We start from the raw sequence: 13,986 nt of genomic DNA, 5'->3' as shown, positions 1-13,986 counted from the left end.
TTATAAAAACAGCAGGCGTGCGTTTTAGGCTGGATTGCGGGGAACAGTTACTTTATAATCCTTCGCCACGGCCCCTTAGCTCAGTGGTTAGAGCAGGCGACTCATAATCGCTTGGTCGCTGGTTCAAGTCCAGCAGGGGCCACCAGATACAACAAGGGCTGACGAGAAATCGTCAGCCCTTTTTGCATTATGCAGCCCCATCCGGCGCCGCCGCTTAAAATGAGGTCAGGTTACACCAGCGCCTGCAGCTGTTCGCGCATATAGACGGTGAAGAATTCCGGGTTTTTAATGACGATCCGCTTACCGGAGGCAATTTTGTCCGCCCATCCGGCGACTTTTTCCGTGAACCCGGCATCCCATCCCTCCTTTTCACCCCGGGCCGTAACGTCGGCAGGGTTCGCCGGTACGCCTAGTTCATGTAAATACTTCAAAATTCCCTTCGCGGTACTTTCATCCATAGTATTCGGCACCGACAACGAGGTGTTCATACCACCAATAAAATCCAGGGCTTTATCGATTGCTGTTCGCATGCTCTTATCCTTAAAATTAACCACGTAATGAACATGCTTACACTATGGACCCAACTTTGCCGGGATATCAAAGAGATCGTTGCCTTTCTTTGATTCAGACCGCAGCTAAACGCTTGCGTGCTGCTTTTCTACTCGACTATTCCGCACCAGTCACCAGGAAACTACTCCATACGTCCGCGCTTAAACTGACCGGCATCGATATCGTAGTGCTTCATTTTTCGCCACAGCGTGGTACGGCCAATATTCAGCAGCTGCGCCATCTCCTGTACCCGACCGCTGGTCACCCGGGCGGCGTGGATAATCGCCTCTTTCTCAATGGCGCTAAAGGTCAGGCTGGCGGGCAGCAACGATGACCCCGCGTCGGCGCCCGGCCGCTCGGCAAACAGATATTCCGGCAAATTACTCAGACGGATATGGCCGTTATCGCTACTAATGGCGATATTCTCGATAACGCTATTCAGCTCAAAATCATTGCCCGGCCAGGAGTAGGCCACCAGCTGCGCCAGCGCATCATCATCCATCTTCAGCCGCGAGGAAAAACGCTTCTCCAGACTCTTAAGACGATTGTGCACCAGCGAGGGGATACTGTTGCGCCGCGCCCGCAGCGGGGGAATAACGATTTCAAAAGAGTGCAGCGCGTAGTAAAGCTGGCGGCTAAAGCGGTTTTGCTCCACCAGATTGGCAAGATCGACGGTAGTGGTGGCGATCACTTTGACGTCCACCGGGATCAAGCGACGGGCGTCCAGACGGGTTAATACCCCCTGCTTGATCACCTGCAGCAGCGCGGACTGCAGCTCCGGCGCCAGATATTCAATTTTTTCCAGAAACAGCGTCCCGCCGTTGGCCAGCTCAAGACGGCTAAGGCGACCGTTTTCATCGTCCGTCGGCGCGCTGCCCATAAAATCCTGGCCCAGGACGCTGTCGGCATACAGCTGGCAGTTGACCGCGATATACGGCCCGCCGCCCCGCTCGCTCTCATTGTGAATCGCCTGGCTGAGCAGCTCTTTACCCACCCCTTCTTCACCGCACAGCAGCACCGGGAAAGCGCCGCGCGCCGCCTGGCGGCCAAAGTGAATCAGCCGCCGGGTTTCCGGGTCGTCCGCCGACATCTGCTCAAAGGTATGGCTCACTTTGCCAAGCTGGCTGGTCATCAGCTGGCGCATCTGCTCGACCGGATGCAGCAGCAGAATAAAGCTGTTGCCCTGCTCTTCGACGATCGGCTTGAGCGTAATCACGGCGTCGACAAACTGATGCTGGCTCTCAAAGGTCACTTCGACATGGTTCAGCCCGCGCGCGTGCTTAATGGCCCGGCGCAGCAGGGCCGGGAGCGTCACCAGTTCATTGATGTTTTTCCCCTGGCTGGCCTGGGCATCAAGATGCAGCAGCCTCGCGGCCTGCACGTTAAGAAACTGCAAAACTCCCTGCTCATTCCACGCCATCACCCCGTCATCCATACTCTCCAGCAGACCGTACATCTGATTAAGATGGCGATTCGACTCTGACAACAGGCTGTCGGTCAGCAGCGAGTTACCGACTTCCCGCGCGATAGCCAGGGTCAGGGAGAGATCCGGCGAAGCCTGCTCTTCGGTCAGGCAGCACAGGGAAATGGAACCGAACAGGCGCCCGTGGTTATCAAACACCGGCGTGGAGCTAAACGACCATCCGTGCAGCGCATGTTTAAAATGCTGCTCGCCCGTCGTTTTGACCGGCTGCCCGAGCATTGAGGCCAGCGAGAGCGCGCAGCTGCCGATAATGCTTTCCGCGCAGTAGCTGCCGTCACGAAATCCCAGCGCCGCCAGCTGGTCGAGGGTCTGCGGATCGCCGCAGCGGCTGAGAATACAGGCGGACTCATCAAGGATAAACAGCGCGCAGGGGCGGTTATCCATAAACTCCCAGGCATCTTCCAGCGCCGCCTGACCAATCGTCAACAGCGCGGTCTTGCGCCGGCAAATCGATTCAAAGGTCAGCCCCTGCGCCTGATGCGGCGTCTGCCAGGTTTCCCGCTGCATAAACTTGCTGCAGCGATGCCATGACTGGGTTATCACCAAAGGAAAGCTCTGAGTCTGCGCAGTCATATCCATTTCCGCTGTTTCATAAACGACAACCCCTCCGGCGGCTACCGCAAGAGGGGGGGAAAAACGCCCCATCGTTTAAATGAGGCGGGGCTGGACCACGATAAATTAGCGCGCCAGCCACTGCTGTCCGAGCAGGTCAGCGGTCAGAATCGCCGCATGCACGCTCTGCGCGCTGACCGGGAAGGGCATATTATGAATGGTTTCACCTTCCGCGCAGGTCGCTTTAGCGACTGCCTGAATTTTCTCATCGATGCCCTCTTTAACGCCCATTTGCGCCAGCGTGACCGGCAGGCCGACGGTATGGCAGAAGTTCAGCACCGTTTCGATCTCTTCCATCGGGCTATTTTGCAGCACCAGCTGCGCCAGGGTACCAAAGGCCACTTTCTCGCCATGGTACAGATGGTGACACTCTTCGAGGATGGTGAAACCGTTGTGAATGGCGTGCGCGGCGGCCAGACCGCTACTTTCAAAGCCGATACCGCTGAGGTAGGTATTCGCTTCAACGATGCGTTCCAGCGCATCGGTCACCACCCCGGCCTGGGCGGCGAGGCGGGCTTTTTCGCCTTCCGCCAGCAGCGTATCATAGCACAGGCGCGCCAGGCTCAGCGCCGCCGCCGTCGACTGGCCGCCCGCCATGCTGGTGGCTCTGGCGTCGTAGCAGGCCTTGGCTTCAAACCAGGTTGAAAGCGCATCGCCCATCCCGGCCACCAGCAGGCGCACCGGCGCTTTGGCGATAATCGCCGTATCCATCACCACCATATCCGGGTTTTTCGGGTAAATCAGATACTCTTCAAACTCACCGGCTTCGGTGTAGATAACCGACAGCGCGCTGGTTGGCGCATCGGTGGAGGCGATCGTCGGGATCACCACCACCGGCAGCTTCTGGTAGTAGCCGATGGCTTTCGCCGTATCGAGCGTCTTACCGCCGCCGATACCCACCACGCCGCGGCAGCCGTGCTGCTTCAGAATGGCGATTAGGCGATTGATCTCAACGTGGCTGCACTCGCCGTTGAAACGCTCCGCATGGCAGCTAATGTTGTGGCTGTGCAAACCTTCCAGCACTTTCTCTCCCGCCAGCTTCATTACGAAGTCATCGGCAATCACGAAAAAGCTGTCCGCCAGGTTTTTGGCGTATTGCCCAAACAGCGTGGATGCATCTGGTCCCTGGAGATATTTGGCTGGAGATTGAATAACTTTTAGCATTCCGTTCACCTTCAAATAAGTGCATTTTTTGACATGATGGGCCCCGGTATTTCCTCGTCCGGCCATGTATTCAAGGCGGGAACGAAAGCGCTACCTGAGCGATGCCATCACTGTAGGGCGAGCCGCGGGCAAAAAAATCTTTCCGGTTTTTGTCCCAATATGAAACAGCACATAAATTTTATTGTTCCATATTGGAACATGAATTCACATGAAACGGTGGGATTGCGATCTCGATCCGCCCCTTCGACGCAAAAGAAGGCCACTAACCGGACGATCGTCGGCCTTTTTCAGCGTCATGGGCGGCAAGAACGGGCAAATTTATTTCTTTACGCAGACCTTGCAGCCAGGTGAAGCGAGATGAAATAGTCGCTTTAGCTCGCATTTTTTCATTTCCTCGCGCAAAAGCGTTTCATTTCGGAACAAAAATGAATAATTACGTTTCGTAATGAAACTCCTTTTATCACAATTTTTTTTCCCGCTAACTCAGCCAGAATCATTACATCGCCCGATATCGCACCTCGTCAGGCGGTACCCCTACACGATGACCGCCTCCATCAGCAGAGAGGCCGCATCGAAACTCCGACGGAGAATAAACAATGAAAAAACTGATTAACCGTGTCGAAGATGTCCTGAGTGAACAACTGGCGGGTCTGGCAAAAGCGCACCCTGAACTGAGGCTGCACCAGGACCCGGTCTACGTGACCCGCGCCGATGCGCCGGTGGCCGGAAAAGTGGCGCTGCTCTCCGGAGGCGGCAGCGGTCACGAGCCGATGCACTGCGGATATATTGGCCAGGGCATGCTTTCCGGGGCATGTCCGGGGGAAATTTTCACCTCCCCGACGCCGGATAAAATGTTTGAGTGCGCCATGAACATCGACGGCGGCGAAGGCGTGCTGCTGATTATCAAAAACTACACCGGCGATATTCTTAACTTCGAAACCGCCACCGAGCTGCTGCACGAAAGCGGCGTTAAGGTCACCACCGTGGTGGTCGATGACGACGTGGCGGTGAAAGATAGCCTCTACACCGCCGGACGGCGCGGAGTGGCCAATACCGTGCTGATTGAAAAACTGGTAGGCGCGGCTGCCGAACGCGGCGACTCGCTGGAATCCTGCGCCGAACTGGGGCGCAAGCTCAACAACCTCGGCCACTCTATCGGTATCGCGCTCGGCGCCTGCACCGTGCCGGCCGCCGGGCAGCCCTCATTCGAACTGCAGGACGATGAGATGGAGTTCGGCGTCGGCATTCACGGCGAACCGGGCATCGACCGCCGCCGCTTCACCTCCCTCGATCGCACCGTTGACGAAATGTTCGATACCCTGCTGGAAAACGGCGCCTATAGCCGCACGCTGCGCCACTGGGACAACGTGAAAGGCGCGTGGCAGGAGGTAGCGCAGACCAAGCAGGCGCTGCAAAAAGGCGATCGGGTTATCGCGCTGGTCAACAACCTCGGCGCCACGCCGCTGTCCGAACTCTACGGCGTCTATAACCGTCTGACGCAGCGCTGCGAGGAAACCGGCATCGTTATCGAGCGCAATCTTATCGGCAGCTACTGTACCTCTCTGGATATGGTGGGTTTTTCCATCACCCTGTTAAAAGCCGATGACGAGACGCTGGCATTATGGGACGCCCCGGTTCACACCCCGGCGCTGAACTGGGGAAAATAAGGAGCACGACATGTCATTAAGCAGAACGCAAATCGTAGACTGGCTCTATCGCTGCGGCGATATCTTCACGAAAGAGAGCGATTTTTTGACCGGTCTGGACCGGGAAATCGGCGATGCCGACCACGGCCTGAATATGCATCGTGGTTTCAGCAAGGTAGTGGAAAAACTGCCGTCAATTGCCGATAAAGACATTGGTTTCATTCTTAAAAATACCGGTATGACGCTGCTCTCCAATGTCGGCGGGGCCAGCGGCCCGCTGTTCGGCACCTTCTTTATTCGCGCCGCCCAGGTGACCCAGGCCCATCAGAGCCTGACGCTGGAAGAGCTTTATCAGACCTTCCGCGAAGGCGCGGAAGGGGTGGTGAATCGCGGCAAAGCCGAGCCCGGGGATAAAACCATGTGCGACGTCTGGCTGCCGGTGGTGGAATCGCTGCGCCAGTCCAGCGAACAGCACCTGTCGATACCAGGCGCCCTTGATGCTGCCTGCGAACAGGCGCAAGCCGCCGTCAACGCCACCATCGCCATGCAGGCCCGTAAAGGGCGGGCTAGCTATCTGGGCGAACGCAGCATCGGGCATCAGGATCCTGGCGCAACCTCGGTGATGTTTATGGTTCAGATGCTGGCCGCAGCAGCTAAAGAGTAAGGAAAACGCGATGGTAAACCTGGTTATTGTTTCTCATAGCGCCCGTCTGGGCGAAGGTGTCGGAGAACTGGCCCGGCAGATGTTAATGAACGATGGCTGTAAGCTGGCGATCGCCGCCGGCATTGACGATCCCGCCAGCCCGATCGGCACAGATCCGATTAAGGTGATGGAGGCCATTGAATCCGTCGCCGACGCCGATCATGTGCTGGTAATGATGGATATTGGCAGCGCCTTGCTGAGCGCCGAAACCGCGCTGGATCTGCTCGATCCGGCGATTGCGGCGAAGGTCCGCCTGTGCGCGGCGCCGCTGGTTGAAGGGACGCTGGCGGCGACGGTGAGCGCCGCCGCCGGGGCCGACATCGACAAGGTGATTGAAGACGCCATGAATGCGCTGGAGGCAAAGCGCGTACAGCTCGGGTTACCATCGCAACCCCCTTCGCTTACCGCCGCGCTGGCCGATGACCGCGACGCGCGCTCGGTTTCCGTAGTGATTCAAAATCCTAACGGCCTGCACGTTCGCCCGGCGTCAAAGCTGGTCGCCGCGCTGGCGGGATTCAACGCCGACCTGGTGCTGGAGAAAGAGGGAAAGTGCGTCACGCCGGATAGCCTCAACCAAATCGCCCTGCTTCAGGTGCGCCGTAACGATACCTTAAGGCTGCTGGCCCGCGGCCCGGACGCCGACGCCGCGCTGGCGGCATTCCAGGCGCTGGCGGCGGAGAACTTTGGCGAGCAAACGGAGGCGACTCCCGCTTTGCAGCCCACCCATGCCGCCCGCATTCAGGGCCAGGTCGTGCTCTACCCTCGGCCTCAGAACAGCGTTACGCGGGAAAAGAGCGCCGCCATCGGTCAGCAGCAGCTGCGCCTGAAACGGGCTATTGATCGGACGCTGGACGATCTTAGCGCGCTGACGGCCCTGGCGGAGGAGAAGTATTCCGCCGACATCGCGGCGATCTTCTCCGGGCATCATACTCTGCTTGATGATCCTGATTTATATACGGCAGCGTGCGATATCGTGCGCGACGAGCAGTGCAGCGCGGAGTGGGCGTGGCATCAGGTGCTGAGCGATTTAAGCCAACAATATCGCCATCTCGACGATGCCTACCTTCAGGCACGCTATATTGATATTGAAGATATTTTGCACCGCACGCTGCGTCACCTTAACGAGAGCAGCGAAGCGCTGCCGCAGTTTAGCGCGCCTTCGATCCTCGTAGCCGACGATATCTTTCCTTCTACCGTCGTGCAGCTCGACGGCCGTCAGGTGAAGGGAATCTGTCTGCAGGAGAGCAGCGAGCACGCTCACGGCGCGATTATCGCCCGCCAGGCGGGCATTGCGATGCTTTGCCAGCAGCGCGATGTGCTGACGACGCTGCAAAACGGAGAGACCGTCACCCTTGATATTCCCGGCAAACGCGTGATTCGCGGCTAACCTGCCCCATCTTTCCACCCCGGAGGCTGTCCCCTCCGGGAACTCGCTTAACTTTCAGGATCCGTTATGTCTCAATTCTTTTTTAATCAACGCGCCAACCTCGTCAACGACGTGATTGAAGGAACCATTATCGCCAGCCCGTGGAATAACCTGGCGCGGCTGGAGAGCGATCCCGCCATTCGCGTGGTGGTGCGTCGCGATCTCGACAAAAACAACGTGGCGGTGATCTCCGGCGGCGGTTCCGGTCACGAGCCGGCCCACGCGGGCTTTGTCGGCAAAGGCATGCTGACCGCCGCCGTCTGCGGCGATCTGTTTGCCTCGCCGAGCGTCGATGCGGTGCTGACCGCCATCCAGGCGGTAACCGGCGACGCGGGCTGTCTGCTGATCGTCAAGAACTATACCGGCGATCGCCTGAACTTCGGCCTCGCGGCGGAGAAGGCGCGCCGCATGGGCTATAACGTTGAAATGCTGATCGTTGGCGATGATATTTCGCTGCCGGACAACAAACATCCGCGCGGCATCGCCGGGACGATTCTGGTGCATAAAGTGGCAGGCTACTTCGCCGAACGCGGACACAATCTGGCGACCGTGCTGCGCGAAGCGCAGTATGCCGCCGGACATACCTTCAGCCTCGGGCTGGCCCTTGCCAGCTGTCATCTGCCGCAGGATGCGGAAACGGCCCCGCGCCATCACGCGGACCAGGCCGAGCTGGGCATGGGGATCCACGGCGAACCGGGCGCATCGGTCATCGCGACCCAGAACAGCGCGGAAATCGTTACGCTGATGGCGGAGAAGCTCAGCGCCGCCCTGCCGGAAACCGGTCGTCTGGCGGTGATGATCAATAATCTCGGCGGCGTATCGATTGCCGAAATGGCGATTTTGACCCGCGAGCTGGCGCATACGCCGCTGCAACAGCGTATCGACTGGCTGATTGGCCCGGCTTCGCTGGTGACCGCGCTGGATATGAAAGGCTTCTCCCTCACCGCCATCGTGCTGGAAGAGAGTATTGAGAAGGCGCTGCTTTCCGCGGTAGAAACCGCCGGCTGGCAGACGCCGGTGCAGCCGCGCGAAATCAGCGTGATGCCGTCGTCGCTGCGCAGCACCCGGGTGGAGTTTGAGCCCTCGGAGAATAGCGTGGTTGCGGACTACGTCGAGCGGGTGACCGGCACGCTGTCCGATCTTGAAGCAGATCTCAACGCGCTGGATGCCAAAGTCGGCGACGGCGATACCGGCTCCACCTTCGCCGCCGGCGCGCGCGACATCGCCGACTTGCTACAGCGTCGCCAGTTGCCGTTGGCTAACCTCGCTACGCTATTCGCGCTGATTGGCGAGCGTCTGACGGTGGTGATGGGCGGCTCCAGCGGCGTGCTGATGTCAATTTTCTTTACCGCCGCCGGGCAGAAGCTGGAACAGGGGGCAAGCGTCGCCGAAGCGCTAAACGCCGGGCTGGCGCAGATGAAGTTTTACGGCGGCGCCGATGAAGGCGATCGGACCATGATTGATGCCCTGCAGCCGGCACTGGCGGCGCTGGCGGCCGAGCCGGAAAATCTGCAGGCCGCTTTCGCGGCGGCACAGGCGGGCGCGGATCGTACGCTTCACGCCAGCAAAGCCAACGCCGGGCGCGCGTCGTATCTCAACAGCGATAGCCTGCGCGGCAATATGGACCCCGGCGCCCATGCGGTGGCGATGGTGTTTAAAGCGCTGGCGCAGAGATAATTCCCCTGCTCGCGCTGCGCTTAGCAGGCTACGGGTTCACCGCCGTCTGTGGAGCGGTAGCCCGGACAGATGCGCAGCATCGCCTCCGGGAAATGATGCCTCTGCGCACTCTGCTCCCGGGGGCGGCGCTTGACGCGCCTTGCCCGGGCTACGGGCGCACCGCCGTCTGCAAAACGGTAGCCCGGACAGATGCGCAGCATCGCCTGCGGGAAAATCACCGCGCAGTTTTCTTTCGTAGCCCGGGTAAGGCGTCAGCCGCAACCCGGGTTTTCTCCGCGCTTACTTGCTGTGCCAGTAGGCCTGCGAACGCACCAGCTGCGGGTCAATCTCTTCGCCTTCAAAGCGCGCCAGCAGCGACTTCACCGCCGCGCCTTCACCGGTCAGCCAGATAAAATAATCGTCCGCCGGAATCACCACCTGCGCCAGACGTTCGGCCACGGCGGCTGGGTTATGCCCTACCACCCACTCGATATTAAAGCCATCAAGATCGGCCAGGTAATCTTGATAAGACGCATCGCCAATAGTCACAATCGCCGTCACCTGCGGCGGCGTCGGAAGCTGCTGCAACCCGAGCAAACGGCGGCGCAGCGCGGGCATTCCGGACTCATCGGTCACGTACAGCTGCCAGGCGTAATCTTCCGGCACCACCAGCGAACCGCGCGGGCCGCCGATCACCAGCTTATCGCCCGCTTGCGCCGTCAGCGCCCAGCGGCTGGCAATGCCGCCGTCGTGAATAAAAAAGTCGTACGCCAGCTCATGACGCCCGGCGTCGTACAGCGGCGTATAGTCGCGAGTCGCCGGACGCACGCCTTCGCCCCAGTTAATGCCTTCATCCGTCACCTCCGGCGGCGTGAATGCGGCGCCCGCTTCGGGGAAAAAGAGCTTGGTGTGGTCGTCAAAACCCTGAGAAACAAAACCGTCCAGCGCCTCTCCGCCCAGCACAATACGCTGGAAAGCGTGACCGATACGCTCGACGCGCTGCACGGTCAACTCGCGAAAACGCAGCTCGTTACGCACGCGCTGCGGGTATTTGGGGTTATTTGCCTTTGTCATTTTTCATCGCCTTCGTGAACTGAATAGATATATCTAAAAATCTTGCAAATGATAATGATTGCCATTAAAACAGAATGCAAGTCTTTTTTGATATAGCCAAAGCAAAACGGCAAAAAAGTCAAAAATGAAAAATAAATCATTTAAAATCATTAAGTTAAAAAATAAACAAAATCCTTCATTGCTACTTTTTATTTTTTAGATATAAATTAGATATATCAAAAATAGAGGAGCAAAACATGAGACATCATCACGAAGAAGGGCGTGGGCCACGCGGACGCCACGATGAGCATGGCGAACACGGCGAGCATGGCCGCAGGGGCGGCGGACGTCGGCAGCGCTTCTTTGGCCACGGCGAGCTGCGCCTGGTGATTCTGGATATCCTCACCCGTAACGCCAGCCACGGCTACGAGCTTATCAAAGAGATCGAAACCATGACCCAGGGCAACTACAGCCCGAGCCCCGGCGTCATCTACCCGACGCTCGACTTGCTCCAGGATCAGGGCTTAATCAGCGTGGCTGACGAAAACGGTCGTAAAAAAATCGCCATTACCGCCGACGGCAGCCAGCTGCACACGGAAAACCAGCAACAGCTGGAGCAGATTCAGGCCAAACTGCAGGCGCGTATGGTGGGTTGTGAACTGCGTAAAAATCCGCAGATGAAGCGCGCGCTGGAGAATTTTAAGGCGGTACTGGATTTAAAAGTTAACCAGCAGGCCATTACCGAAGCTCAGCTAAAGCAGATCGTCGGCGTGATTGACCGCGCGGCAATGGAGATTTCCCAGCTCGACTAACCCTCTGCCCCATCGCTGGGCAGCCTGCACCGCCGCGACGCGCGCGGCGGAAGCCCTTATTCACGGGGTTTTACGCCTTCAGGAGTAAAACATGCCAATAATAGCGCCGTAAGATTAAATTTTGCTCAATCGCAATTTCACGTTGCGTTTATCCCGATTTTCCTGGCCCGCGCCGAAGTGGCGTAATCCCTGCAATACTTAATTCAGTATCATGTGATACGCCCCGCCCAGGAGCATATTTTGAACAGGTTACCTTCCAGCGCATCGGCTCTGGCCTGCAGCGCACACGCATTGAATCTCATTGAGAAGCGAACGCTCGATCATGAGGAGATGAAATCACTTAACCAGGAGGTCAGAGAATACTTTAAAGAGCATGTGAACCCAGGATTTTTAGCGTATCGAAAATCGGTCACTGCTGGCGGGGATTACGGAGCCGTAGAGTGGCAAGCGGGAGGGTTAAATACGCTTGTCGACACTCAGGGACAGGAGTTTATCGACTGCCTGGGTGGGTTTGGGATTTTTAATGTAGGGCACCGTAATCCAGTTGTCGTTTCCGCCGTCGAAAATCAACTCGCTAAACAACCTCTTCATAGTCAGGAACTGCTGGACCCGCTGCGGGCCATGCTGGCAAAAACCCTCGCGGCCTTAACGCCCGGCAAACTGAAATACAGCTTCTTTAGCAATAGCGGCACCGAATCGGTCGAAGCGGCGTTAAAGCTGGCGAAAGCTTACCAGTCTCCGCGCGGCAAATTTACCTTCGTCGCCACCAGCGGCGCGTTTCACGGTAAGTCGTTGGGCGCGCTTTCCGCCACCGCGAAATCCACTTTCCGTAAGCCTTTTATGCCGCTGCTGCCGGGATTCCGGCACGTACCGTTCGGCGATATTAACGCCATGCGCACGTTGCTGAGCGAGTGCAAAAAGACCGGCGATGACGTCGCGGCGGTGATCCTTGAGCCCATTCAGGGCGAAGGCGGGGTGATTCTGCCGCCGCCGGGCTATCTGCCCGCGGTGCGCAAGCTGTGCGACGAGTTTGGCGCGCTGCTGATCCTCGATGAAGTACAAACCGGCATGGGGCGCACCGGCAAGATGTTTGCCTGCGAGCATGAAAACGTCCAGCCGGATATTCTGTGCCTTGCCAAAGCGCTGGGCGGCGGGGTGATGCCGATTGGCGCCACGATCGCCACCGAAGAGGTGTTCTCGGTGCTGTTCGACAACCCGTTCCTGCATACCACCACGTTCGGCGGCAATCCGCTGGCCTGCGCGGCGGCGCTGGCGACCATCAACGTGCTGCTGACGCAAAACCTGCCCGCGCAGGCGGAGCAGAAAGGCGACATGCTGCTGGATGGCTTCCGTCAGTTGGCCCGCGAATATCCGGATCTGGTGAATGAAGTTCGCGGCAAAGGCATGCTGATGGCGATTGAGTTTGTCGATAACGAAATCGGCTATGACTTTGCCAGCGAGATGTTCCGCCAGCGGGTACTGGTGGCCGGAACGCTGAACAACGCCAGGACGATCCGCGTTGAGCCGCCGCTGACGCTGACGCTGGAGCAGTGTGAACAGGTGCTAAAAGCGGCCCGCCTGGCCCTGGCGGCGCTACGGGTTTCGGTAGAAGAGGCGTAGTGGCTTGCCCCTATGTCCGCAATATATGTCCCCTCACGCTATCCCATAGCAAAGGTTAGCGTGAGGGGACAGTCTTACACCTCCGGCAGCAGGCCGATAAAGCTGCGCTTCTGCCGCGGCTTCGACATCAGCGCCTCCAGCTTCTCTACGCAGGCCAGATAGTGCGGGGTTTTCTTGTGCGCCAGCACCGCCTCATCGTCGATATAGGCTTCATAGATAAAAAAGCGCGTCTTCACCTCCGGGTCCTGCAGCACGTCAAAGCGCAGATTGCCCGGCTCCTGCAGCGCCCCTTCGTGGTTGGCACGGAACACCTCAAGAAACTCGTCGACCCGTTCCGGTTTGATATTGATTTCCACCAGCGTTACGTTCATTGCAGCTCTCCCTGTTTTTCCTCCTGCCAGAACTGATACGCCTCGCGGGCGCTCAGGTTCTCATGCACCACTTTTTTCACCGCCTTCAGCATCGCGCGCGGCGCGCTGGACTGGAAGATATTCCGCCCCATATCCACGCCAGATGCGCCCTGGTCGATCGCCCGCCAGCACATCTCCAGCGCCTCCTGCTCCGGCAGCTTTTTGCCCCCGGCGATGACGATCGGCACCGGGCAGCTGGCGGTGACTTTCTCAAAGCCTTCCTCAACAAAATAGGTTTTCACGAACTGCGCCCCCATTTCGGCGGCAATGCGGCTGGCCAGCGAGAAGTAGCGGGCGTCGCGGGTCATCTCTTTGCCCACGCCGGTTACCGCCAGCACCGGCATACCGTAGCGGTTGCCGGCGTCCACCAGCTTGATGATGTTGTTGATCGACTGATGCTCGTGCTCGCTGCCGATATAGACCTGCGCCGCCACCGCGCAGACGTTCAGGCGCAACGCGTCCTCCATCGCCACCGCCACGCACTCGTTGGAAAGTTCGCTGAGGATCGAGTTGCCGCCGGAAGCACGCAGCACCACCGGTTTGTTGGTCGCCGCCGGCACCTGACTGCGCAGCACGCCGCGGGTACACATCAGCACGTCGGTCTCTTCGAACAGCGGCGCGATAGAGAGATCGATCCGCTCCAGCCCGGTGGTCGGCCCCTGAAAATAGCCGTGGTCGAACGCCAGCATCACCGTACGGTTGCTCTGCGGATTGAAGATACGCGCCAGCCGCGACTGCATCCCCCACTCCAGCGACCCGCAGCCCTTCAGCGTATAGAGGGTGTTCTGCTGCGGACGGTCTAAGCCGAAGTTTTTTCCCTCTTTGATATCGTCTAAATCAGCCATCTCATCC

The 13,986-nt window shown here is 58.5% G+C and carries 12 protein-coding genes and 1 tRNA gene; 7 read left to right on the top strand and 6 right to left on the bottom strand.

Going from position 1 to position 13,986, the window contains the following annotated elements:
* Positions 1-69: 69 nt before the first annotated feature.
* Positions 70-145, top strand: a tRNA-Ile gene (locus tag GUC22_RS03300).
* Between the two features lie 85 nt (positions 146-230).
* On the opposite strand, the gene GUC22_RS03295 is transcribed toward GUC22_RS03300, so the two are convergent.
* The 3 genes from GUC22_RS03295 to GUC22_RS03285 all read right to left on the bottom strand — a co-directional run bounded on the left by GUC22_RS03295 (position 231) and on the right by GUC22_RS03285 (position 3,808).
* On the bottom strand, positions 231-554 hold the full coding sequence (locus tag GUC22_RS03295; protein WP_160183344.1) for a DUF1889 family protein: 324 nt from the start codon (positions 552-554) through the stop codon (positions 231-233).
* Between the two features lie 137 nt (positions 555-691).
* The gene (dhaR, locus tag GUC22_RS03290) at positions 692-2,605 is read right to left on the bottom strand and encodes a dihydroxyacetone kinase operon transcriptional regulator DhaR (protein WP_024358696.1); all 1,914 of its coding nucleotides are present in this window, start codon (positions 2,603-2,605) and stop codon (positions 692-694) included.
* A 105-nt stretch (positions 2,606-2,710) separates the two neighbouring features.
* A complete protein-coding gene (locus GUC22_RS03285; RefSeq protein ID WP_024358697.1) occupies positions 2,711-3,808 on the bottom strand; it encodes a glycerol dehydrogenase in 1,098 nt (365 codons plus the stop codon).
* A 596-nt stretch (positions 3,809-4,404) separates the two neighbouring features.
* Here GUC22_RS03285 and dhaK point away from each other — a divergent pair.
* The 4 genes from dhaK (at position 4,405) to GUC22_RS03265 (ending at position 9,260) form a co-directional block, all read left to right on the top strand.
* Positions 4,405-5,475, top strand: coding sequence for a dihydroxyacetone kinase subunit DhaK (gene dhaK / locus GUC22_RS03280; protein ID WP_049089049.1), 1,071 nt, complete (start codon positions 4,405-4,407; stop codon positions 5,473-5,475).
* A gap of 10 nt (positions 5,476-5,485) precedes the next feature.
* A complete protein-coding gene (gene dhaL / locus GUC22_RS03275; RefSeq protein WP_049086668.1) occupies positions 5,486-6,118 on the top strand; it encodes a dihydroxyacetone kinase subunit DhaL in 633 nt (210 codons plus the stop codon).
* Between the two features lie 10 nt (positions 6,119-6,128).
* Complete coding sequence (gene dhaM, locus GUC22_RS03270; RefSeq protein ID WP_049132067.1) at positions 6,129-7,544, top strand: dihydroxyacetone kinase phosphoryl donor subunit DhaM; 1,416 nt, start codon at positions 6,129-6,131, stop codon at positions 7,542-7,544.
* Between the two features lie 66 nt (positions 7,545-7,610).
* The gene (locus tag GUC22_RS03265; RefSeq protein ID WP_064343245.1) at positions 7,611-9,260 is read left to right on the top strand and encodes a glycerone kinase; all 1,650 of its coding nucleotides are present in this window, start codon (positions 7,611-7,613) and stop codon (positions 9,258-9,260) included.
* Between the two features lie 279 nt (positions 9,261-9,539).
* Here GUC22_RS03265 and GUC22_RS03260 read toward each other — a convergent pair whose 3' ends face one another.
* Entirely contained in the window at positions 9,540-10,313 is a 774-nt protein-coding gene (locus GUC22_RS03260) for a siderophore-interacting protein (RefSeq protein ID WP_024358702.1), read from the bottom strand.
* Between the two features lie 236 nt (positions 10,314-10,549).
* On the opposite strand from GUC22_RS03260, the gene GUC22_RS03255 reads away from it, so the two are divergent.
* Both GUC22_RS03255 and ygjG read left to right on the top strand, forming a co-directional pair.
* Positions 10,550-11,104, top strand: a complete 555-nt coding sequence (locus tag GUC22_RS03255) for a PadR family transcriptional regulator (RefSeq protein WP_024358703.1) — start codon at positions 10,550-10,552, stop codon at positions 11,102-11,104.
* Positions 11,105-11,344: 240 nt separating this feature from the next.
* Positions 11,345-12,724, top strand: a complete 1,380-nt coding sequence (gene ygjG / locus GUC22_RS03250) for a putrescine aminotransferase (RefSeq protein WP_049089047.1) — start codon at positions 11,345-11,347, stop codon at positions 12,722-12,724.
* 74 nt (positions 12,725-12,798) lie between these two features.
* Here the strand turns inward: ygjG and lsrG are convergent, their stop codons facing one another.
* Both lsrG and lsrF read right to left on the bottom strand, forming a co-directional pair.
* On the bottom strand, positions 12,799-13,095 hold the full coding sequence (lsrG, locus tag GUC22_RS03245; RefSeq protein WP_004135945.1) for a (4S)-4-hydroxy-5-phosphonooxypentane-2,3-dione isomerase: 297 nt from the start codon (positions 13,093-13,095) through the stop codon (positions 12,799-12,801).
* Complete coding sequence (gene lsrF / locus GUC22_RS03240; RefSeq protein WP_004125444.1) at positions 13,092-13,979, bottom strand: 3-hydroxy-5-phosphonooxypentane-2,4-dione thiolase; 888 nt, start codon at positions 13,977-13,979, stop codon at positions 13,092-13,094. Before lsrF ends, lsrG begins: the two co-directional genes overlap by 4 nt.
* Positions 13,980-13,986: the final 7 nt, after the last annotated feature.

Source organism: Klebsiella sp. MPUS7 (genome assembly GCF_009905335.1).
Classification (GTDB): Bacteria; Pseudomonadota; Gammaproteobacteria; order Enterobacterales; family Enterobacteriaceae; genus Klebsiella; species Klebsiella grimontii.
This window is presented reverse-complemented; position numbering and strand designations above follow the sequence as displayed.

Bases quoted from the DNA above. Each gene is read 5' to 3' on its own strand.
- dhaR (WP_024358696.1), bottom strand. From the start codon at position 2,605: ATGACTGCGCAGACTCAGAGCTTTCCTTTGGTGATAACCCAGTCATGG.
- GUC22_RS03285 (WP_024358697.1), bottom strand. From the start codon at position 3,808: ATGCTAAAAGTTATTCAATCTCCAGCCAAATATCTCCAGGGACCAGAT.
- dhaK (WP_049089049.1), top strand. From the start codon at position 4,405: ATGAAAAAACTGATTAACCGTGTCGAAGATGTCCTGAGTGAACAACTG.
- dhaL (WP_049086668.1), top strand. From the start codon at position 5,486: ATGTCATTAAGCAGAACGCAAATCGTAGACTGGCTCTATCGCTGCGGC.
- dhaM (WP_049132067.1), top strand. From the start codon at position 6,129: ATGGTAAACCTGGTTATTGTTTCTCATAGCGCCCGTCTGGGCGAAGGT.
- GUC22_RS03265 (WP_064343245.1), top strand. From the start codon at position 7,611: ATGTCTCAATTCTTTTTTAATCAACGCGCCAACCTCGTCAACGACGTG.
- GUC22_RS03260 (WP_024358702.1), bottom strand. From the start codon at position 10,313: ATGACAAAGGCAAATAACCCCAAATACCCGCAGCGCGTGCGTAACGAG.
- GUC22_RS03255 (WP_024358703.1), top strand. From the start codon at position 10,550: ATGAGACATCATCACGAAGAAGGGCGTGGGCCACGCGGACGCCACGAT.
- lsrG (WP_004135945.1), bottom strand. From the start codon at position 13,095: ATGAACGTAACGCTGGTGGAAATCAATATCAAACCGGAACGGGTCGAC.
- lsrF (WP_004125444.1), bottom strand. From the start codon at position 13,979: ATGGCTGATTTAGACGATATCAAAGAGGGAAAAAACTTCGGCTTAGAC.